Source organism: Streptomyces sp. YIM S03343 (assembly GCF_054729195.1).
The window spans coordinates 2,825,337-2,845,001 of record NZ_JBPUKX010000001.1; the positions used below are offsets into that span (position 1 = coordinate 2,825,337).

The following is a 19,665-nucleotide window of genomic DNA, read 5'->3' on the forward strand; positions in this document are numbered from 1 at the left end:
AGCTAGCTTGGCAGCCTCCAGTGAGATCATTTCTTTCCGCCACCCGTGTGCATGAATTCCCAATGATCCCAATCCATGTCGGCATATCCTCCCGCCTGCCCGTCAAGAAATTTCACATTCCCTCCGTGATTTACCGCGTTGAAGAAGTGCCCTAAGTCCGCGCCGTCTCGCCAGGCAAAGATCACTCCTCTTGCTCCATCACCTGCGTTAAGGAGCTCGCCCACCACCCCGTTTGCACCATGCTTCTGATATTTGAACGCACTGCCGAAGTATTCTTCTAGAACCTCTGGTTGCAGTGGTCCACTGTCCCAAGCCTGCATGGGCTTACCCGCGAGTGTGCTGTCAACCGCAATAGCACATGCTCCACAGTTGTACCAGTTCTTGGGCGCTCCGTCTTCTGCCGCGTTGACAAACTTGAGAGACCCGCCAGGCAAACTTCCTCCTGAAGCCCCTCCAGTCGCCACTTCGCCGACAACCTCGGCGCAGGCAGGGGGGTCAGCCAAGCAGGCAGCGGCAGCTTCCGGGCCCACGGCCGCCGCGACCGGAGCACCCGCCACGACCACGCTGATGCCTGTGGCGATACCGAGAAGAACTTTCTGCCACGTGGCCAGCTTCCCCCTCTTTATCCAGCCGTCACTGACGCTGGAGTCGTAGTTGGGGTTGGTGCCCATGGCGTAGCCATGGAAAACAACGGGCTCCTTTACGATCGTCTGGACAAAGATGGGTTTGTTGCCGAGGTCGAAGACGGTGGTCGTAGTCTTCGTGCCTCCGTTCTTCAGCGTCTTGGTCGTGCTCTTGGAGCAGACGCCGTAGCGGCACGAACCCGCGGAGCTGTTTCCTGGGTCTATGGGGCCAGTGGTAATAGTGCCGCTCGAGCCTCCGGTGACGTTGCCTCTGGGCACCCCGACACCACATTGGTCGGGGTGGCACAGTCCGGAGGGGTCACTTTCGGTAACCGGGCTGTTGTCTGCGTAGGTGTAGCCGTTGAGGGACTGGGCGTCGCTGGGGGCGAGGACGGGGTCGACGCTGATGAATCGGCCGAGGGACGAGTCGTATTCGCGTGCACCGACATAGGTGAGGCCGCTGGTCGTGTCGGTGGTCTTGCCTAGGAAGGTCTTGTCGTCCGACCAGGTCCCGGTGCCGCCGGTCCGCGAACTGCCGAAGGGTGTCAGGTAGCGCTTGGTGACGGCCTGGGTGGTGGCGTCGAGGCTGACCGTGGAGGTGCCGTGCGGGTCGCCGGACAGATAGGACAGGGTCTGGGTGCCGCTCTTGTTGGTGCGCAGGGCGACGGTCGTGCCGCCGGCGTCGTAGTAGCGCTGGGCCCAGTATTTGGCGGTGCTGGTGGAGGTGTCGAGGTGGACTTCGGTCGTGCCGAGGTAGAGGACGGTTTCGCCGCTGGTGTTGCGGCGGATGAGGAGGCTGCCGCCGGCGTCGTAGACGTGGCTGGTGGTGCTCTTGGTGGTGCCGCTGCTCGACTTCTCGGTGAGGGTGTCGAGGTTGCCGGTGGCGTTCCAGGTCAGGGACTGGGTGTCGCTGCCGTTGGGGCGGGTGGTGGTGTTGCCGGAGTCGTAGGAGTAGGTCGCGGTGACGCCGGTGCAGGAGGTGGCGGTGGTGGTGGCGGTGAGCTGGTGGGGGTGGGCGGTGTCGTAGCAGTAGTTGCGGGTGGAGTCACCGGTTGAGGTGTGGGTGGTCTCCGTCTGGCGCAGGCCGCTGCTGGTGTAGGTGTAGGAGGTCCAGTAGGGGGAGGCGCCGCCGAGGTTGCTGGTGGTGCGGCCGGCGGCAGTGCAGGAGGCGGTGGAGGGGGTCCAGGCCTCGGTGAGGCGTTGGTAGCCGTCGTAGGTGAAGCACTGGTAGTCGGTCTTGCCGGTGCCGGAGAGGTTGGCGGTGTCGAAGGTGGAGGTGACGTTGCCGGTGTCGTCGTAGGTGTAGTTGAGGTCCTGGACGCTTCGGGTGGCGTCGGTGGTGAGGCTGCGGGTGAGCCGGTCGGTGCCTTCTTCGTGGGTGTTGGTGATGTAGGTCTTCTTGGCGGTGGCGTCCTCCGAGGTGCCGAGGACGTATTGGTTCGCCTGGCCGAGCTGGTTGTAGTCGGCGGACAGGAGGTAACCGGTGGAACCGCCGACGTTGGTGACCAGTCCCAGGTCGTCGTACTCGGAGTCGACGGTCTCGCTGCTCAGGCCGCCTGCGGCCGGCTCGGTGTAGTACTGCCGGGTGCCGTCGATGTTGTAGTAGGCGCTGTAGGCGAGCGTCGTGGTGACGGCCTTGGAGGTGACCAGGGGGTCGCTGGCGGGCAGCGTCAGCTGGCCGCCGGTGACGTGGTAAAGGCTGTCGTAGGCGGTGACCTTCTGGGTGTAGGCGCTGCCGGTGGTGCCGCCGACGTAGCTGATGGAGTCGTCCAGCTGTCCCTTGGCGAGGGTGTCGTAGTCCCAGTGGGCGAGCTTGTTGGCGTCCGTCTTGGAGGTCTGCCACTGATCGGTCTGACGGCCCAGGACGTCATAGGCGTACAGCAGCTTCTTGCCGCGGGCGTCGGTGGTGGTGTCCGTCCGGTCCAGGTTCGTGTACGTCGTGGTCGTGGTGCCCAGGTCCGGGTCGGTGGCCGAGGTCTGCCGGCCGAACAGGTCGTAGCCGTAGGACCACTTGGTGCCGTCCGTACCCGTAATGGTGGAGGCCTTGCCGTCCAGGGTGTTGGTGTACTTGACGGACGTGTAGGCGGCACCCGTTCCGGCGCCGTAGGCCGCGTCGGCCGGACTGGTTCCTGAGTAGGTGCGGGTCTCGACGGTGTTGCCGAAGATGTCGGTGATCGTGCGGGTGGCCGAGCCTCCGTCGAGGGCGGTCGTCGCGGTGGAGTCACCGGTGTAAGTGGCGGCTGTCGTCCACTTCTTGACGCCGTACACGTACAGGCTGCTGTCCAGGGTGCGGCCCGCGCCGTCGTAGGTGGTCTCGGTCTGCTTGGGTGCGCCGCCGTACTGGGCGCGGGTGTAGGTGCCTGAGGGCAGGTTCTTGGAGTCGAAGACGTCTGTGTAGGTTTCGTAGGCGAGGCCGCGGGTGTCGTAGCGGGTGTCGGTGAGCAGGCGGCCGCCATCGGGGGTGGGCGTCTGGGTCTGCAAGGGACGCAGTAGGGAGTCGTAGATGGTGTAGCTGGTGTTGTAGTTCACGCCGTCGGCCTTCAGGGTGGAGGTCGACGTCCAAGAGGGGGCGTCGTTGGTGACGCCGTAGTCGTAGGTGTAGTTCGGGGTCTGGGTTGCGGAGTGAGAGCGGTTGGGCAGCCAGGTGGCCGTCTTACGGCCGAGAGCGTCGTAGCTGGTTTCGGTGATCTTGTTGTTGACGTCGTAGGCCTTGGTCGGCAGACCGGAGGCGTAGTCGGTGTAGGTGTAGGTGTTCTGCGCCTTGGGGTTGGTGGTCTTGGTCTTGGTGAGCGGCCCGGTGTCGGTGGGCGTGTAGGTGGTCGTGGTGGTGTTGCCAGCCGCGTCGGTGACAGTCAGGGGCCGGCCCAGGCCCGAGGTGCCGGCGCTGTCGTCATAGGTGCTGGTGGAGGCGGTCTGCCAGGAGGAGGGGTAGCGCTCGCCGTTGGTGGCGGAGGCGGGGTAGGCGGAGGCCCGGCCGGTCCACGTGGCTTCGCCGAGGGTCGGGGTCTGGGTGGCGGACCAGGCGGTGGCGGAGGTGTTGTCGTACACCACCGCGGTGTCGGAGAGGACGTCTCCGCGGGAGCCGGACGTGGCCGGCAGGCTCAGGTCGGTCTCGGCGGTGGAGCAGTCCTTGCCCACGGAGCGGGTGCGGGAGACGAGTCCGGTGAGGCCGATGGCACGATTGCGGGCGTACCAGGTGCGGGTGCAGGTGTTGTCGCCGCTGACGCCGGTCTGTCCGGTGTCGGCCACCTGGGTGGCCATGCCGTAGGAGTCGTAGTCGGTGATGACGGTGTGGGTGCGCCAGGTCGCGGATGCGGTGAGGTAGTTGGAGGTGGAGGTGGCGCCGGTGCGGATGTAGTAGGCCTTGATGCTGGCGTAGGACTTCTGCTGGCTGGCGGTCTGCGAGGACCAGGGGGTGTTGACCGTGGTCGCGATCGGGGCGGAGCCGTTGTAGGTGATCTGCTCGCGCAGGAAGCCTGCGTCCTGGTCGCTGTCGGTGATGTCGGCGACGTCTAGGCCAGCGGTGTCGATACCGGCGACGGTGGCCGAGGCAGTGGTGCCGTCGGACTTCTTGTCACCGTCCATGCCCTGCATGTACGTGCTGACTATCTTGGACTGGGTGTCGCCCGCAGCGCCGGTGACGGTGGTGACCTTGCCGAAACCGCGCCACTCGGACCAGGTGCGCTCGTCCGCGGGGACGAACGGGTTGAAGGCGTAGTGCCAGGCGGGGTCGGCGTAGGTGTAGGAGGTCTCCACCGCTTCGCCCAGGCCGGTCGGGTCGGAGCTGAGGACGGCCGTGACCCGGTACTTGTTGAACCAGTCCAGAGAGGCTTCGTCAGCGCCGTTGATGTGCCAGTACTGCGGGTAGCAGCTCATGGTGTCGTCGTCCTCGGACGACGGCATCTTCGAGCCCCGGACACACTCGGGGTCGGACAGCGTCACGGTGGTGATGGCGCCGGTCTCGGATGTGATGGTGCCGATGCGGGGCATGCGCAGCGGCAGGATGTCATCCGAGGTGGAGTCCACCCGGTTGTCCCGCATCTGGTAGGTGAAGGTCACCGGCTTGAGCTTGATGTCGGTGCCGTTCTTCCCCGTGTGCTGGATGGAGGACAGCGTCAGGGTCTGGTCGGCGGTGCTGCCGATCTCCTGGCCGTCTTCGAATTTCTGCGTCAGCGCCCAGGAGTCCACCGCCGTGTCCGCGGAGGTGGTCGCGTTCCAGGCGAGCGTGTCGATGCCGGTCAGGCGCTTGCGGGTGAAGAATGAGGGGCTCGCGCTGTGGCAGGCGTCGTCGCCGCTTGCGCAGATGAGGTCGTGCGGGACGTCCGGCCAGTTGTCGGCGGTGGAGTCGGTCAGCGAGGAGCAGTCGCTGGCGGTGCAGCGTTCGTCGTAGGAGAAGGTGACCTCGTCGGATGCCTTGCCCGTGAACAGGGTGCTGGCACGCTGCCCGTAGAGGATCTTGGTGAGGTATCCGCCGCGGGTGTATTGGGTGTTGGCGGTGGAGGCACCGTTCTTGGGGTAGTAGTTGGTCTCGGCCGTGTACCAGTAGGACATGGCGTTGCCGTGGAGGTCGACGACGTAGTCGAGGTTCCACCGCCAGGCCTGGGTGAGTGAGCGGTCTGCGAAGGCGGAGCCCTTGTCGTAGCCGGGTTCGCCGGAGTCGTCGCCGAAGACGGGCGCGGTCCACACCGAGTTGGTGCGTTCGGTGTCGGCGCCGGGGAGCTTGTTCAGGCCGAAGACGTACTTGGTGCCGTTGCTGGTGGTGACGGTCCAGTATTCGCCGTCGTTGTCGTCGTTGTCGGCGCCGGTGGAGTGGGTGACGGTGGAGGCGTCGTCGTCCTTGAGGTGCCAGGCGCCGGTCGTGTCGTCCTTGACGAGTTCGGTGGACTTGCCGTTGAGGACGAGGGAGGCGTTGTCGTACTTCCAGCACTGGTCGTACGTGCCATCATGCCCGTCGTCGTCGCAGGAACCGTAGGAGCGTTCGACGTACGACGTGGCACTCAGGTCGAAGCCTTCGCCGACCTGGGTGGACTGGTTGTTGGTGGAGGCTGTCTTGCCATCCGTGCTGCCGGAGTCGTAGTCCAGCGACAACGACGGCTCCGGCCCTGCCGCCGCGGGCGGGGTGCTCAGCGGGTACGACCAGTCGAAAGCTCCGGAGGAGCCGCCCGCCTGCCAGGTGGAGGAGGCGGACAGGGGCGAGGCGGCATAGTTGCCGGAGCCAGATGTCGACTCACCCGAGGTGGCGGCGAGTGCCAGCACGGTCGCGGAAGCGGCGGTGTCCGCCGTCAGCGGCGCGGACCGCGCACTGGAGCGGGAGGCCCGCTCCTCACCGCTCCGGGCTGAGCCTTGTCCGAGCCGGACGGTGGCGGACACCTGCTGGCCTGAAATGTCGTTGTAGGACTTGAGGGGCGTCTGGACGCGGCAGGCGGCCTTCTGGGGAGTGGTCAGCGCGCAGGCGGGCAGCGTGACCAGTCGCAGGCGGCCTGCCCAGTCGCCGCCGTTGGCCGAGGCGAAGGCGCTGTAGTCGATGCTGACCTTGGCTTCTCCGTTGTTGCTGGCGCCTGCGGTCAGCAGCACACCCTTGATGCCGGCTGCTGTCGCGGCCTTTCGGCTGAGGACCCGGACGCTGACGGTGCCCGAGGCGGATTTCGCTCCCGCGCCACGGTGCACGGATACGGGCAGTCCGCCGGCTGTCAGCTTGACGGTGCCTGAGGCGGGCAGGGGCGCGGTGTCGGTGGCGGCCTTGGGCCAGGTCGCCTTCTGCTCCGTGAGAGCGTGTTCGGCCTGCTTCTTGTTGGCAGCCTTTTCCGCGGCCACTCGTGCCCGGGCCTTCTTCGCCCCCAGCCCCTTGACCGTCTTGACGGTGTCGGAGCGCTGCTCTGGTACGGCGGGTACCAGTTGCTTGGTGGTCGTCGAGGCTTGGGCGGCCACGGGACTCAGGCCGGCCACGGCCAGCGCGAGTGTCACGCAGACCGTGAGCACTCGGTGTCTACGGCGTATCGCGTCACTGGCGGCACGCACGGCAACAACCCCTTACATGTGAGAAGTCATCAGCAAAGGAAGCGTGGGATTTACCCGTGGTGAGGCAGCATCTGCTGCCTCACCACGGGCGGTGGGGACGTCAGTCCTTGACTGTTTCGGCGACCTGTTCCTGGCTGGCCATGGCACCGGCATAGACCCGGACGTCACTGACCGTCGCGGGCAGATAGTGGCCCCAGGCGGACTTCACGTACGCCTTGCCGACAGCGAAGTCGCCGGTGCCCGGGGTTGCCGTGTAGGCGGTGTCTTCACCGTTTTGTGCGTCGCCCACATAAAGGCTGACCGTGCCGGACTGGGCGTCGAACACACCGGTCAGGCGTACCGCGCTCCCAAGGTCGGCGATGTGGTCGGAGACCACTCCGGTGAAGCTGCCGTCGGTGTTGAGACGGCCGAAGTGCCAGAACCCGACAGGGACCGTGGCATCGGTTTCGGGGTCGGTGTCGGTGCCGGTCAGCTCGTACCACAGGCCCCAGGCGGAGCCGTCCGCGCTGCGCTGGCCGAGGACCTGTCCCATGTAGCCGGCCGGCTTTGCTGCGAGCGCGGCGCTGTCCAGTTGCACCGCGGTGGTCGCGGTGAAGGATCCGGTGTCGTCCACCAGCGGTCCCGGTGCGGTCGCGGCGTCGTCGGTGCCGTCAAGGACGATTCCCGTTCCGTCCAGCGACGCGCCGCCCGACAGCGTCAGGGACGTACCGTATCCGGAGATGGTGTCGGCGACGGTGGTGCCGGTCGCCGCGGACGGATCCCAGTCCGCCACCATCGCAGCAGCTGCGTAGCTGTCGTTGATCTTCAGCTGCGCCTCGGTGGACAGTTCTGCCGGCGACAGGGCCCGCTGCCAGACGGTTGCCTCGTCGATCTGACCGTTGAAGTAGTCCGTGAAAGTGCCTGCGGTGCTGCCGTTGCCGCGGCCGAACTCCAGCGGTCCGGTGACGGCTTCCGGCTCCCCGCTCGGCAGAGCCTGCGGACTGCCCTGGGCCTTGCCGTTGATGTACAGCTGGATCGTGCCCGCCTTCGCGTCGTACACGCCGGCCAGGTGCGTCCACACCTTCACCGGGGGCGACGCGGAGTCCGCGAGCGACCGCACGAAGTGCGTGGTGCCGGCCGAGTCGGTCCAGTGCCAGTTGAAGGTCCACTTGCTGTAGGCGGTGGAGTAGTAGATCGCGAAGCCGGGCTGTGTGCTGCCGCTGCCCGTCTGGGAGAGCACCACGTAGTTGTGCGTCGGGGTGGCGGCCATCCGGGCCCAGGTCTCGACCGTGTACGACGACCGGGCCTCCACCACAGCACCCGAGGTGGCCGCGTAGCCAGCCGAACCGTCCACCGTCAGGCCCGTGTCCATCACCGACGGAACCAGTTCCGCGCCCGAAGCGTCATGCGTCAGCACACCCCGCCGACCACGCCCGTCCCGGGAGGCACCGGAGGAGGACAGGGTCGCGTTGTCCTGTTCCGCCGCAACCGTCGTGGACGTGTCGAGGGCGGCGCCGCTCGCTTCGTCGAAGTGCCACAGGCCGATCGGGCCGGGACCTTCCGCGACCAGGAAGTCCACCGAGTTCTGGGCGCCCCAGCCCAGCGAGTCCTCCGCCCGCACGAAGACACTGAATGTGCCCGATGTCGGTGGGGTGAACACCGCAGTCGGTTTCGAGGCGGGGATCGGCGCCGACCACGCGGCCGAGGAGGTCAGCTTGTACTCGTAGTACGTGTTGGTGGCAGCGTCGCCGGACGCGGGACTGAACGTGAACGTCACGTCCGTACCCGGCCCGCCCGCCGCGGTGCACGAAGTGTTGCACGCCGAGTACGGGCTCGACAGGGCGATCCCCGGGGCCTTGGGACGGGTGGGGTCGACCTTGAAGTAGCACCAGGCATTGCTGGCCGCGTTCGACGGGCCGGCCAGGTAGTCGTCCCCGCTGTTGTAGTACGACCGTGTCCAGGCCCGGTACCGGTACAGCGTTCCCTCGGTCAGCGTCGACGTCGGGACGCTGCCCGGTGAGACGTTGTCACCCACGTACCCGCTGGTGGGCCGTGCTGTTTCGAAGACGGTCGACCATGTGCTGCTGCTCGCCGTGTACTTGTCCACGCTGTAGACCGCCTTGAGCGACGCGCCCGACTCACCGCCCGCCGCGGTCTGCGGTGTCGCCGTGAGCGCCGGCGTCGGGTCGGAGACCACCAACGGGTCCGACTGCTTGGTCTCGCATGCGACGCCCGTTCCGACGACCAGGCCGATCTTCGTGGGCTTGGCCGGGATACCCACGTACTTCACATCGATCTCGGCGTCGTCGTCGAACCGCTTCCAGCTGTTCGGATCGGTCTCGTCGTGCGCCTTGAGCATCAGCGTGAGGCGGGAGAAGTCGCCGTTGGCGAACTTCGTCAGGGTGGAGGTGAGGTTCTCGTTCGTCTCGGCGGGGTTGTCGTTGAACTCGATCGGTGCAGCGGGCTGGCTGGGACTACACGCCGAACCGCGCCCCGCGGACACGTTCCGGTCCACCATCAGGTCCCAGTTCGCCGTCGGTCCCGGCCAGTTCGTCGACGACGAGATATTGCCCGTGCGCACGAGGTCCACCCACGACGGGGTGCAGGACATCGACCACTTCTCCGTGATGGCGAACGTGGCATCCAGGACATGCTTTCCCGCCAGCTTCGCCGGCGAGAACTCGAAGTACATGCGGTTCTTGTAGCCGGAACCGCAGTAGTAGGCGTAGCCGCCGGTGACGTAGGTGTCGCAGTAGCCGACGCCCTTGCCGCTGTCGCCACCGGAGAAGTTGTAAAAGGTGTCGCCGTCCGAGGAGAGCAGCGTCCGCTCGGAGGCCGTCATGCCCACGTCCGGGTCGATGTACTGGGGGAAGACGGCCGCACCGTCGGTGAGCATGGACGCATCCGGGGTAACCGTGATCGTGTCCTGTTCCGCGGTGACCGGAAGGCGGGCGGAGGAGTCTCCGTCACCGGGCCCCTCGGTCGGGTCCGGTGTCGCCTCACCGTCGTCACTCGTGGTCGCATCCGTAGCGCTGGCCTGCGCCGTTGTCGTGAACGAAGCCTGGGACGCCGAGTGGGAGGATGCCGCGGAAGAGATGGTCGCGGTATCGCCAGCATCGCCCGCCGAGTCCCACTGCCGGGCGGCGGGAGCACGGAAGACGGTGTTGCCATCGTCGTCGACCGCGGACAGGCCGCCGCCTCCCCCGTCCTTCAGGGACAGCCCGTCGGCTCGCACCGGAAACGAGAGCTTCTTCAGTTCCGGATTCGAGGCGGCCGATGCCGAGGTGACCACGAGCACCTCGCGGTAGCCCTCGGTGGTGGCGGTCATCCGCAGATCCACGCCCGGCAGGACATCCGCGTACACGGCCGAGTCACCGTCCAGAGTCGGCTTCGGCAACGTGCCGGGCCACCCCACGGTCAGCGACCGCCCGTCGAGGGACAGCTTCACCAGATCAGAGCCGCTTCCCCCGCCGGAGAAGGAGATCTTGGCGACCGACGCCTTCGGCCCGACCGTACCGTCCGACCGTTTCTCCAGCGTCGCATCCGGTTGCGTCCAGGACCCGTCCGCCCGGCGTGCCCGCACCGGCACGGCGGAGTCCTTCAGCGTGAACGTCACACCGTCCGGATTGGCGAACGTCGTGGTGTACGGCGTCCGTTCGCCCACGATCTCGACCTGTTCCCCCGTCTGTGCGGCCTTCTCCGCATCGGCCCGCGCCTCCGGCGTCACCTGGCTGGTGTCACTCGCGCCCTCGGCCTGCGCCACCGTGGCTGGCGCCGCGAGAGCCGGCCAAGCGGCCAGCACAGCGGCCGACACCACCAAGGACACGGCACGTCTACGCGCGCCAACTGTCTTCCCAGCACGCCAACGAAACCCCATGCCCACCCCAACGGTTCACGACGTTCTTACGCCGCTTTCACGGCCGCTTCATGAGACCGCCGTGATCATCCGTGGTCAATGGCACATGCAACCACGCGGACATTGATCAAGCCACGTCCGTGCACCAAAACAGGCGAATGAAACCACCGGACAGAACCGTCTCCGAGACCCCCAATCACTGCCCCTTTCCCTCACAGCGCACACACAAGATTGCTCCACATCGGGGATCAAAGGGACATGAGCAGAGACACAACACGTCACAGAAGTTGGATTGCGAATGCAACCTCCGTGGTCATCCAAGGAGGGAATTGACCGCGTTCGGTCAATCTAAGATCGGATTGCCTCTACGGTCAGCGATGCGCAACTGCACATAACCGGAGAGTGACAGCTGCCGCAACTGCGGCTATCAACAGCAGCGGACACCTGCAAGGATGGACACCACCCTCATGCCCGTACACCTCTCCAGCCGATGACTCTGCAGGCTCCAGTACCCGCACGGAGACCGTCGGGCATGGCCGAAATTCCCTCCTAGATCAGGCAAAGAAGAAATAAAATCCGCGCAGGCGAAGCACAGGGCTAGCGCCCTGCAGGGCCAGCACGCCGACCCGTGGGGACCGAGCACATGATCAAGAAGATGGACATCGCCTGGAACCTGCGTCTTCGCGTGGCGGAGTGGCCGAAGCGCGGAGCAAGTGGACGGTCGAGTCATGTTCGGCCTGCGCGCGGCATCAACGGGTTCACCGACGGTTACCCGACGGTACTGGGTTGTGCGTAGCATGCGGTCGGCGGCCGCACCCGAGCCGCACAGCATCTGCCATCGCACCGCGCCGGTCGCCGCCCGCCCTGAGAGCCAGCCCTAATACCAGGCGAACAGGAAGGATCACAGGGCACCTGAGCCGGCCGAGGCACAGGCCGACCCGTAGTGTCCGGGCCGTGCGGACGCACCCCGCACACTCCCGGTGCGCCTCACCCTACCGAGCTCGGCTCCCCCGCCCGCACCGTGGACGCGATCGTCGCCGAGCCCACCACTCGGGTGCCGTCGTACAGGACGATCGCCTGGCCGGGGGCCACTCCGCGGACCGGGGTCGTGAAGCGCACCTCCACGACGTCGCCCACCGGGTCCGCCGTCACCTTCGTCTCCTCGCCGTGGGCGCGGAGCTGGGCCGTGTAGGCGGCCGGGGTGGTGGGGGCCGTGCCGCACCAGCGGGGGTTGATCGCGGTGAGGGCCACCACGTCCAGGGCCGCCGCCGGGCCCACCGTCACCGTGTTGGTCACCGGGGAGATGTCCAGGACGTAGCGCGGCTTGCCGTCGGCGGCCGGGGTGCCGATGCGCAGGCCCTTGCGCTGGCCGATCGTGAAGCCGTACGCGCCCTCGTGCGTACCGATCTTGGTGCCGGTCTCGTCGACGATGTCGCCGTCGGCCCGGCCCAGGCGGTCGGCGAGGAAGCCCTGGGTGTCGCCGTCGGCGATGAAGCAGATGTCGTGCGAGTCGGGCTTCCGGGCGACCGCCAGGCCCCGGCGCTCGGCCTCGGCGCGGATCTCGTCCTTCGTCGTCACCGTGTCGCCCAGCGGGAACAGCGCGTGCGCCAGCTGCCGCTCGTCCAGGACGCCGAGGACGTACGACTGGTCCTTCGCCATGTCCGAGGCACGGTGAAGTTCACGCACGCCGTCCGGCAGCGTGACGATCTTCGCATAGTGGCCGGTGCACACCGCGTCGAAACCCAGCGCCAGCGCCTTGTCGAGCAGCGCGGCGAACTTGATCTTCTCGTTGCAGCGCAGGCACGGGTTCGGGGTGCGGCCGGCCTCGTACTCGGCTACGAAGTCCTCCACCACGTCCTCGCGGAAGCGCTCGGCGAGGTCCCAGACGTAGAACGGGATGCCGATCACGTCCGCCGCGCGGCGGGCGTCGCGGGAGTCCTCGATGGTGCAGCAGCCCCGCGCCCCCGTGCGGAACGATTGCGGGTTCGCGGAGAGGGCCAGGTGGACGCCGGTGACGTCATGGCCTGCTTCCACCGCGCGCGCGGCGGCGACGGCGGAGTCGACACCGCCCGACATGGCGGCGAGGACGCGGAGGGGACGGGGCTGCGGGGTCTCAGTCATAGCCCTTCCAGGGTACGGGGACGCGGGAACCGGGGCCCGCGAGTATCCGTTGACGATCACATGGGGGCTATCGCGGATGTGGACGATGTGGATGACGTGACGGAGCGGGCCGAGCAGGACGCGCGGCGGCAGCGGCTGGGGCGGCGGGCGCTGCTCGTCGGCGGGGCCTTGGGGATCGTGGGGGCGGGGGTGCTCGCGCGGGATGGGCTGACGCGGTGGTACTGGCGGCTGCCGGGGGTCGAGAAGGACCGGGTGGAGGGTGCCGTGGACTTCCGCGGGGCTCACTGGATCGCCGCATCCACCGCCAACTACATGCGCGCCGACCGGCCCGCCGACTACGCCGTCGACCGCGTCGTCATCCATGTCACCCAGGGGTCCTACCGCAGCGCCGTCAAGGTCTTCCAGGACCCCGGGCACGAGGCCGCCGCACACTACATCGTGCGGCAGAACGGGCAGGTCACCCAGATGGTCCGGGAGCTCGACGTCGCCTACCACGCCGGTAATTGGGGGTACAACCTGCGCAGCGTCGGTATAGAGCACGAAGGGTTCGTCGACCGCGCCTCGTCCTTCACCGATGCCCTGTACGCCGCCTCCGCCCGGCTCACCGCCGCGACCTGCCGGCGCTACGGCATACCCGTCGACCGGCAGCACATCGTGGGGCATGTGGAGGTGCCGGGGACCGATCACACCGACCCCGGGCCCCATTGGGACTGGGACCGTTACATCCGGCTCGTCCGGAAAGCGTCCAGCGTGCGTGACGCACGTCACATCCAGTGAGCAACCCGGTCCCCCCAATGCTGTGTCATGTCCTCGACCTGCACATAGTCAAGTCCATGTGTCCATAGGCCAGTTGGCCCGTGATCACCGCTCACGGCGCGCGCACAGGCCGTCCGGCCGACTGCCAGGTTCGGCCCAGTGCTCACACAGTCCTTACGTCGAGCATCCCGGCCATGACTCACACCACAGAGCCCGGCAAGGGCGCGCACGCGATTTCCGGCTCGGCGGCGGCAGGACAGAAGAAGGCGGGGCACTCCAAGGGCGGCAAGGGGAGCAAGGGGCTTCACCGGCGGAAGTTCCTCGGCGGGATGGCCGGTGTCGGGCTGGCGGCCGTCGGGGCCGCCGGAGGGGCGTTCGCGCTGCTCACCGACAGCGGGCGCAAGGCCTCCGCGGCGACCAACACCCTCACCGTGCCCGACCTCCTCGAAGGCACCACGTCCGACGGCACCACCACCTTCACGCTGGAGGCCCAGACCGGCACCGCCGAAGTGCTCAGCGGTGTCACCAGCACCACCGCCGGGTACAACCAGGCGTTCCTCGGCCCCACCCTGAAGTGGACCAAGGGCGACACCGTCCTGCTGAACATCACCAACAGCCTCGGCGAGGACACCACCGTCCACTTCCACGGCGCCCATGTCCCCGCCAAGATGGACGGCGGCCCCCAGCTCGCCTTCGCCGACGGCAAGACCTGGTCCCCCACCTTCGAGGTGAAGGACGAGGCCAAGACGCTCTGGTACCACCCGCACGCCCTCGGCACCACCGCCGAACAGGCGACCAAGGGCCTCGCCGGAATGATCATCGTCGAGGACTCCACCGACACCTCCGCCGCGCTCCCCAGCGACTACGGCGTCGACGACATCCCGATCATCCTCCAGTGCCTGGCCGCCGACAGCTCCGGCGAGATCAAGTACAACCTCACCGGCTATCTCAGCAGCGGTCTCAGCTTCCCGGTGCTGTGCAACGGCACGAACGTCGACGACACCACCCTCACCTTCGAGGCCACCAAGACCCGCACCCGCTTCCGGCTCCTGAACGCTTCCCCCTCCGACATCATCACCGTCCAGCGCAGCGACGGCGGCAGCATGACCCAGATCGCCACCGACCAGGGCTATCTCGCCGAGCCCGCCAAGGTGACCTCCGTACGGCTGGTGGCGGGCGCCCGCGCTGAGGTCGTCATGGACCTCTCCGACGACGTCACCCTCCAGGCCGTCATCACCACCGGCTGGGTCCGCGGCGGCAGCGGCACCTACGACTTCCTGACCGTCACCGCGAGCGGCACGGACACCCCCGACGACCTTCCCAGCACCCTGCAGACCATCGACCGGTACGACACCTCCGACTTCACCGCCCGTACCATCACGCTCGGCCAGAGCGGTGCGACCATGCTGATCAACGGCTCGGCGGGGACCAGCATGTCCTCCATGGCCATGATCAGCACGACCCTGGGCTCCAAGGAGATCTGGACGGTCAAGAACAACACGCAGCTGGAGCATTCCTTCCATCTGCACGATGTGCCGTTCCAGCTCATCTCGATCAACGGCGAGGACCCGAGCGGCACCGACCTCGGCTGGTACGACACCTACGAGGTGGTTGGCGGCGGCTCCATCGAGATCGCGATGGAGTTCACCGACTTCGCCGACGACACGTACATGTACATGCTCCACTGCCATCTGCTCCAGCACGAGGACGAGGGCATGATGGCCTCCCTCATGGTCACCGAAAGCTAAGCGCTCCGCTGGGCGGCCGCGATGTGTCGTGTGTCGTCTGCGGCACCGTCGTTGCTGGTCGCGCCCACGCGGCGGAGCCGCAGATCGGTACAGCCCCGCGCCCCTTCAGGGCGCTGCCGAACCGAACCGTAGTCGACTTCGCCATGGCCGCCTGGCCCGGGGCAGCCGGGCGGGCAGCAGCCGCTACGACAGGCCCGCCGCCCTCGCCCGTTCCACCGCCGGGCCGATCGCCTTCGCCACCGCCTCCACGTCCGCCGCCGTGGAGGTATGGCCGAGGGAGAAGCGGAGGGTGCCGCGGGCCAGGGCCACGGAACTGCCGGTGGCCAGGACGACATGGCTGGGCTGGGCCACGCCCGCGGTGCAGGCGGAGCCGGTGGAGCATTCGATGCCGGCCGCGTCCAGCAGGAGCAGCAGGGAGTCGCCCTCGCAGCCCGGGAAGCTGAAGTGCGCGTTCGCCGGGAGGCGGTCCGCCGGGTCACCGCCGAGGATCGCGTCCGGCACCGCCGATCGGACGGCCTCGATCAGGTCGTCGCGCAGGGCGCCGATCTCACGGGCGAACCACGCCTGATGCTCGGCCGCGTGCCGCGCCGCCACCGCGAAGGACGCTACGGCCGGGACGTCCAGCGTGCCGGAGCGCACATGCCGTTCCTGCCCGCCCCCGTGCAGCACCGGCACCGGGGTGTACGCCCGCCCGAGCAGCAGCGCGCCGATGCCGTACGGCCCCCCGATCTTGTGGCCGGACACGGTCATCGCGGCCAGCCCCGACTCACCGAAGGCCACCGGCACCTGACCGACCGCCTGCACCGCGTCGGCATGCATCGGGATCTCGAACTCGCCCGCCACCTCGGCCAGTTCACGCACCGGCAGAACCGTGCCGATCTCGTTGTTGGCCCACATGACTGTCACCAGGGCCACATCCCCGGGGTCGCGGGCGATCGCCTCGCGCAGCGCCTCCGGGGCGACCCGCCCGTAGCGGTCGACCGGCAGGTACTCGACGGTGGCGCCCTCGTGCTCACCGAGCCAGTGGACGGCGTCCAGCACGGCGTGATGCTCCACGGGGCTGGACAGCACCCGGGTGCGGCGCGGGTCGGCGTCTCTGCGTGACCAGTACAGACCTTTGACGGCGAGGTTGTCGGACTCGGTGCCGCCGGAGGTGTAGACGACTTCGCTGGGGCGGGCGCCGAGCGCTTCGGCTAGCGTCTCGCGGGACTCCTCGACCATGCGGCGGGCCCGGCGGCCGGACGCGTGGAGGGAGGAGGCATTGCCGGTGGAGCTCAGCGCGGCGGTCAGGGCCTCTGCCGCCTCCGGGAGCATCGGCGTGGTCGCGGCGTGGTCGAGGTAAGCCATGGTGGGCCCGATTCTACGGCGGCAGGGTCGCCGGTCCGCAGACCGGGCCCGGCCGAAGTGCGCGCGGGTCCGCGCCCCGTCGTCCTCGCGCCGAGGGAAGGCCCGGCCGTCGTGACGTCCGGGGCGGTCTCACACGCTCGCGGTCTCACATGCTCGCGGTCTCACATGCTCGCGGTCTCACATGCTCGCGGTCTCACGTGCTCGCGGTCTCACGTGCTCGCGCGTCACATGCTCCACGACACTGTGCCGGTCATCTGCACCAGGAGCAGCAGGACCGCCAGGTCGGCCACGCCCAGGCCGAGGCCCAGGAAGGCCCGGCCGCGGCGTGCCGTGCCGCGCCACAGGGCGACGGCCGCCAGGGCGATGGCGATCGGGCCGAGGAAGAGGTTCAGGACGAGGAGGCCGATCAGGCCGAGGACGAAGGACGCGACGGCCATCCCGTCGGCGTCACGGGGACCCGTAAGGGTGTCAGTGCGGCCCGCGACGGGTGCGGTCAGTTGCATCGAGATCAGCTCCCGAGATCGGTGCGGACGGACGGACGAACAATGCGGATGGTGCGGATGGTGCGGATGGTTGCCTTGGCCGGTGGGGACGGTTGTCTCGGCGGCGGGAGCCGTCAGTGGGCCGGCGTACGGCGACGGCGGGCGTGGCGCTCGCGGAGCGCGAAGATGCCGAGCCAGGCGGCGATCACGACGGCACCGGCCGCGCTCACGGTCAACGGCATATGTGCCACGGCGCCCAGGACGATACCGAGCAGCATGAGTGCGGCGACGAGGAACAGCATGGGATTCGTCTCCCCCTTCCGTGAAGTCCCGACGTTCCGGTGAACGGTTGTAGCAACACTTGTTCACTGACTACAGAGTCTAGCGCGCGCATCCGGCTTTTCAATTCGGGAGAACAGTTGTTAACTGGATGACATGAGTCACACCCTCGGCATCCGGCAGGCCCAGAAGCAGAAGACCCGGCAGGCGCTGCTCGACGCGGCGCTCGGTCTACTGGAGGGGCAGAGCCTGAGCAGCCTGGGGCTGCGGGAGGTCACCCGAGCGGTCGGAGTCGCCCCGACCGCCTTCTACCGGCACTTCCGCTCGACGGAGGATCTCGGAGTCGCCCTGGTCGACGAGGCGCTCAGCAGCCTGCACCCGATGGTGCGCACGGCGGTGTCCTCGGCGGACGGCAACGACGAACGCGCTGCACGGGCCATCGAGTTGATCGCCCGTCACGTCGACACCTATCCCGCGCACGTCCGTTTCATCGCCCGTGAACGGCACGGCGGCGTACGCCCCGTGCGGGAGGCCATCCAGGAACAACTGGAGCGGTTCGCCGCCGAGGTGAGGGACGAACTGGCCAAGGACCCCGAGGCGGCGGGCTGGAGCGACGACGACCTGCTGATGCTGGCCCAGCTCTATGTGGACCAGATGCTGGCCACGGCCTCCCTCTTCCTGGAGGCCCTGGAGTCCAACGCCACGGCCGAGGAGCGCGCACGGGTCGTACGGGTCGCGACCCGTCAGCTGCGGCTGATCACCATCGGCCGGGAGCACTGGCTCGACTGAGGGGACGGGGATGCGGGGACCGGAGAAAGGGGAGGGGCGGTGGGGTGACCTGTGCGCCCCACCGCCCCTCCCCGCAACCGGACTTCAGCCCTGCTGCGCCTGACCACCCCCAGCCGTCGCGCCGGCCGGCGCCTGGTCGCCGCAGTTGTTGCCGCCGGGGCCGCCCTGACCGCCGCCGGGCCCGCCGCTCGGCATACCCGACGGGTTGCCGGACGGCTTCCCGGAGGCCTTGCCCGACGGAGCGCCGGAGGGGAGCCCGGACGGCGCGCCGCTGGGCCGGCCGGAGGCATTGCCGGTCGGCATCCCCGACGGCGGCCGGCACGACTGCTGAGCGGAGCTGCCGCTGTCGGAGGACGTTGTCGAGTCGCTCGAACCGCAGGCCGTGAGCAGCAGCGGCGACAGGGCCAGCAGAGCCACGGCGGGAACGAGACGCGCACGCTTCATGAGGAACAACTCCAAGGCAGATGAAAGAGTCCTGAGGCGGCCACACTCAACCAGCGGCGCATTGGCCGCGCTTGGGCCTCCTCTGTCCCCAGCCTGTGAGTCGGGCAAAGCGCGTCCCAAGACAGCAGCTCCCGGGGCCCCGATGGCCAGTTCAGTCCAGCCGTACCCGCGCCAGTTGCCGGGACTGGGCGACCAGCCGGTCGGCGCCGTCCCAGACCTCGGCGTCCTCCTCCAGGAAGCCGCCCGCGAGATTGCGGGTGGTGATGGCGACGCGCAGCGGGCCGGGGGCCGGGCGGCAGCGGATGTGCACGGTCAGCTCGACCGTCGGCACCCAGCCGGTCAGGCCGAGCTCGAACGCGGTGGGCGGCAGGGCGTCCACGGCCAGCAGCAGGGACAGGGGGTCGTGGTCACGGCCGTCGGCGAGGCCGAACCAGGAGCGCATCTCGCCCTTGCCGGACGGTGCGCCGAGCGCCCAGCCGAGGGTGGCGGGGTCCAGCTTGAGCATCAGACGGTCGGTGATGGCCGAGCTTCCCGGGACCGGAGCGGGACCGTCCGCGGGGCCGAAGCACTGCTCCGGCGGCGGGATCCGCGGCGGCCGGGCGGTCGTACGGACGTCGTTGGGGAGGGCGCCGAGGTCGCCGTAGGAGGCGAGGACCCGGATGCGTTCGACCTCCTCGCCCCGCTCGTCGTACTGAAGGAGCGAGGCCTGGCCGGTGGAGAGGGTGCGGCCGGTGCGCACGGTCTGGGTGCGCACCACCGCCGGGCCCGGCTGGGAGGCGGTGAGGTAGTGCGCGGAGACGGTGAAGGGGTCGGCGTGCGGCAGGGTGTCGGCGAGGGCCCGGCCCAGCACGGCCAGGAGATAGCCGCCGTTGACGGCGTTGATGATCGTCCAGCCGGCGGAGAGGTCGATGTCGTAGACACCGGGCTCGCGCCGGGTGAGCGCCGTGTCGCGGTCGAACTCGCTGTCGCCTATGGCGACCCGGGCAACCGGGACGGCCGGGGCGGTCCGGGCGACCGGGGCGGAAGCTGCTTCTGGCATGGATGAACCGTACAACAGGAAATTACTGAGCGGTAGCTTTGTTGCGCGAAGCGCAGATGACGCCTTACCTGCACCGACACCCACCGGGCACATGATCGCGTATGAATATGACAAGGCGATCGCCCTACCGGGTGAGGTTCCGGCAATTTCTCGGTAAGTGTCCGGACCTGTCCGTAACCAGTGC

General features: G+C 68.2%; 11 protein-coding genes. 3 read left to right on the plus strand and 8 right to left on the minus strand.

Annotation, left to right across the window (positions count from 1 at the left end; translation table 11 throughout):
- Nucleotides 1-26: 26 nt before the first annotated feature.
- From ACSYGN_RS11945 to mnmA, 3 genes are all read right to left on the minus strand, one after another.
- Nucleotides 27-6,560 (minus strand): RHS repeat-associated core domain-containing protein, encoded by a 6,534-nt coding sequence (locus ACSYGN_RS11945; protein ID WP_460403396.1) that lies wholly within the window; start codon nt 6,558-6,560, stop codon nt 27-29.
- 181 nt (nt 6,561-6,741) lie between these two features.
- Complete coding sequence (locus tag ACSYGN_RS11950) at nt 6,742-10,437, minus strand: laminin G domain-containing protein (protein ID WP_460394682.1); 3,696 nt, start codon at nt 10,435-10,437, stop codon at nt 6,742-6,744.
- 1,026 nt (nt 10,438-11,463) lie between these two features.
- On the minus strand, nt 11,464-12,597 hold the full coding sequence (gene mnmA, locus ACSYGN_RS11955) for a tRNA 2-thiouridine(34) synthase MnmA (RefSeq protein WP_460394684.1): 1,134 nt from the start codon (nt 12,595-12,597) through the stop codon (nt 11,464-11,466).
- A 60-nt stretch (nt 12,598-12,657) separates the two neighbouring features.
- Between mnmA and ACSYGN_RS11960 the strand changes: the two genes are divergently transcribed.
- Together ACSYGN_RS11960 and ACSYGN_RS11965 are read left to right on the plus strand one after the other, a co-directional pair.
- Nucleotides 12,658-13,374, plus strand: a complete 717-nt coding sequence (locus tag ACSYGN_RS11960; protein WP_460394686.1) for an N-acetylmuramoyl-L-alanine amidase — start codon at nt 12,658-12,660, stop codon at nt 13,372-13,374.
- 173 nt (nt 13,375-13,547) lie between these two features.
- A complete protein-coding gene (locus ACSYGN_RS11965) occupies nt 13,548-15,101 on the plus strand; it encodes a multicopper oxidase family protein (protein WP_460394688.1) in 1,554 nt (517 codons plus the stop codon).
- 183 nt (nt 15,102-15,284) lie between these two features.
- Here the strand turns inward: ACSYGN_RS11965 and ACSYGN_RS11970 are convergent, their stop codons facing one another.
- The 3 genes from ACSYGN_RS11970 to ACSYGN_RS11980 form a co-directional block, all read right to left on the minus strand.
- A complete protein-coding gene (locus tag ACSYGN_RS11970; protein WP_460394690.1) occupies nt 15,285-16,448 on the minus strand; it encodes a cysteine desulfurase family protein in 1,164 nt (387 codons plus the stop codon).
- A 224-nt stretch (nt 16,449-16,672) separates the two neighbouring features.
- Nucleotides 16,673-16,951 (minus strand): DUF4190 domain-containing protein, encoded by a 279-nt coding sequence (locus ACSYGN_RS11975; protein WP_460394692.1) that lies wholly within the window; start codon nt 16,949-16,951, stop codon nt 16,673-16,675.
- A 113-nt stretch (nt 16,952-17,064) separates the two neighbouring features.
- Nucleotides 17,065-17,232, minus strand: coding sequence for a hypothetical protein (locus tag ACSYGN_RS11980; protein ID WP_460394694.1), 168 nt, complete (start codon nt 17,230-17,232; stop codon nt 17,065-17,067).
- A 133-nt stretch (nt 17,233-17,365) separates the two neighbouring features.
- Here ACSYGN_RS11980 and ACSYGN_RS11985 point away from each other — a divergent pair, with 133 nt between their 5' ends.
- On the plus strand, nt 17,366-17,998 hold the full coding sequence (locus ACSYGN_RS11985; RefSeq protein ID WP_460394696.1) for a TetR family transcriptional regulator: 633 nt from the start codon (nt 17,366-17,368) through the stop codon (nt 17,996-17,998).
- A gap of 84 nt (nt 17,999-18,082) precedes the next feature.
- On the opposite strand, the gene ACSYGN_RS11990 is transcribed toward ACSYGN_RS11985, so the two are convergent.
- Both ACSYGN_RS11990 and ACSYGN_RS11995 read right to left on the minus strand, forming a co-directional pair.
- Nucleotides 18,083-18,442 (minus strand): hypothetical protein, encoded by a 360-nt coding sequence (locus ACSYGN_RS11990; protein ID WP_460394698.1) that lies wholly within the window; start codon nt 18,440-18,442, stop codon nt 18,083-18,085.
- A gap of 151 nt (nt 18,443-18,593) precedes the next feature.
- Complete coding sequence (locus ACSYGN_RS11995; RefSeq protein ID WP_460394700.1) at nt 18,594-19,481, minus strand: thioesterase family protein; 888 nt, start codon at nt 19,479-19,481, stop codon at nt 18,594-18,596.
- Nucleotides 19,482-19,665 lie beyond the last annotated feature (184 nt).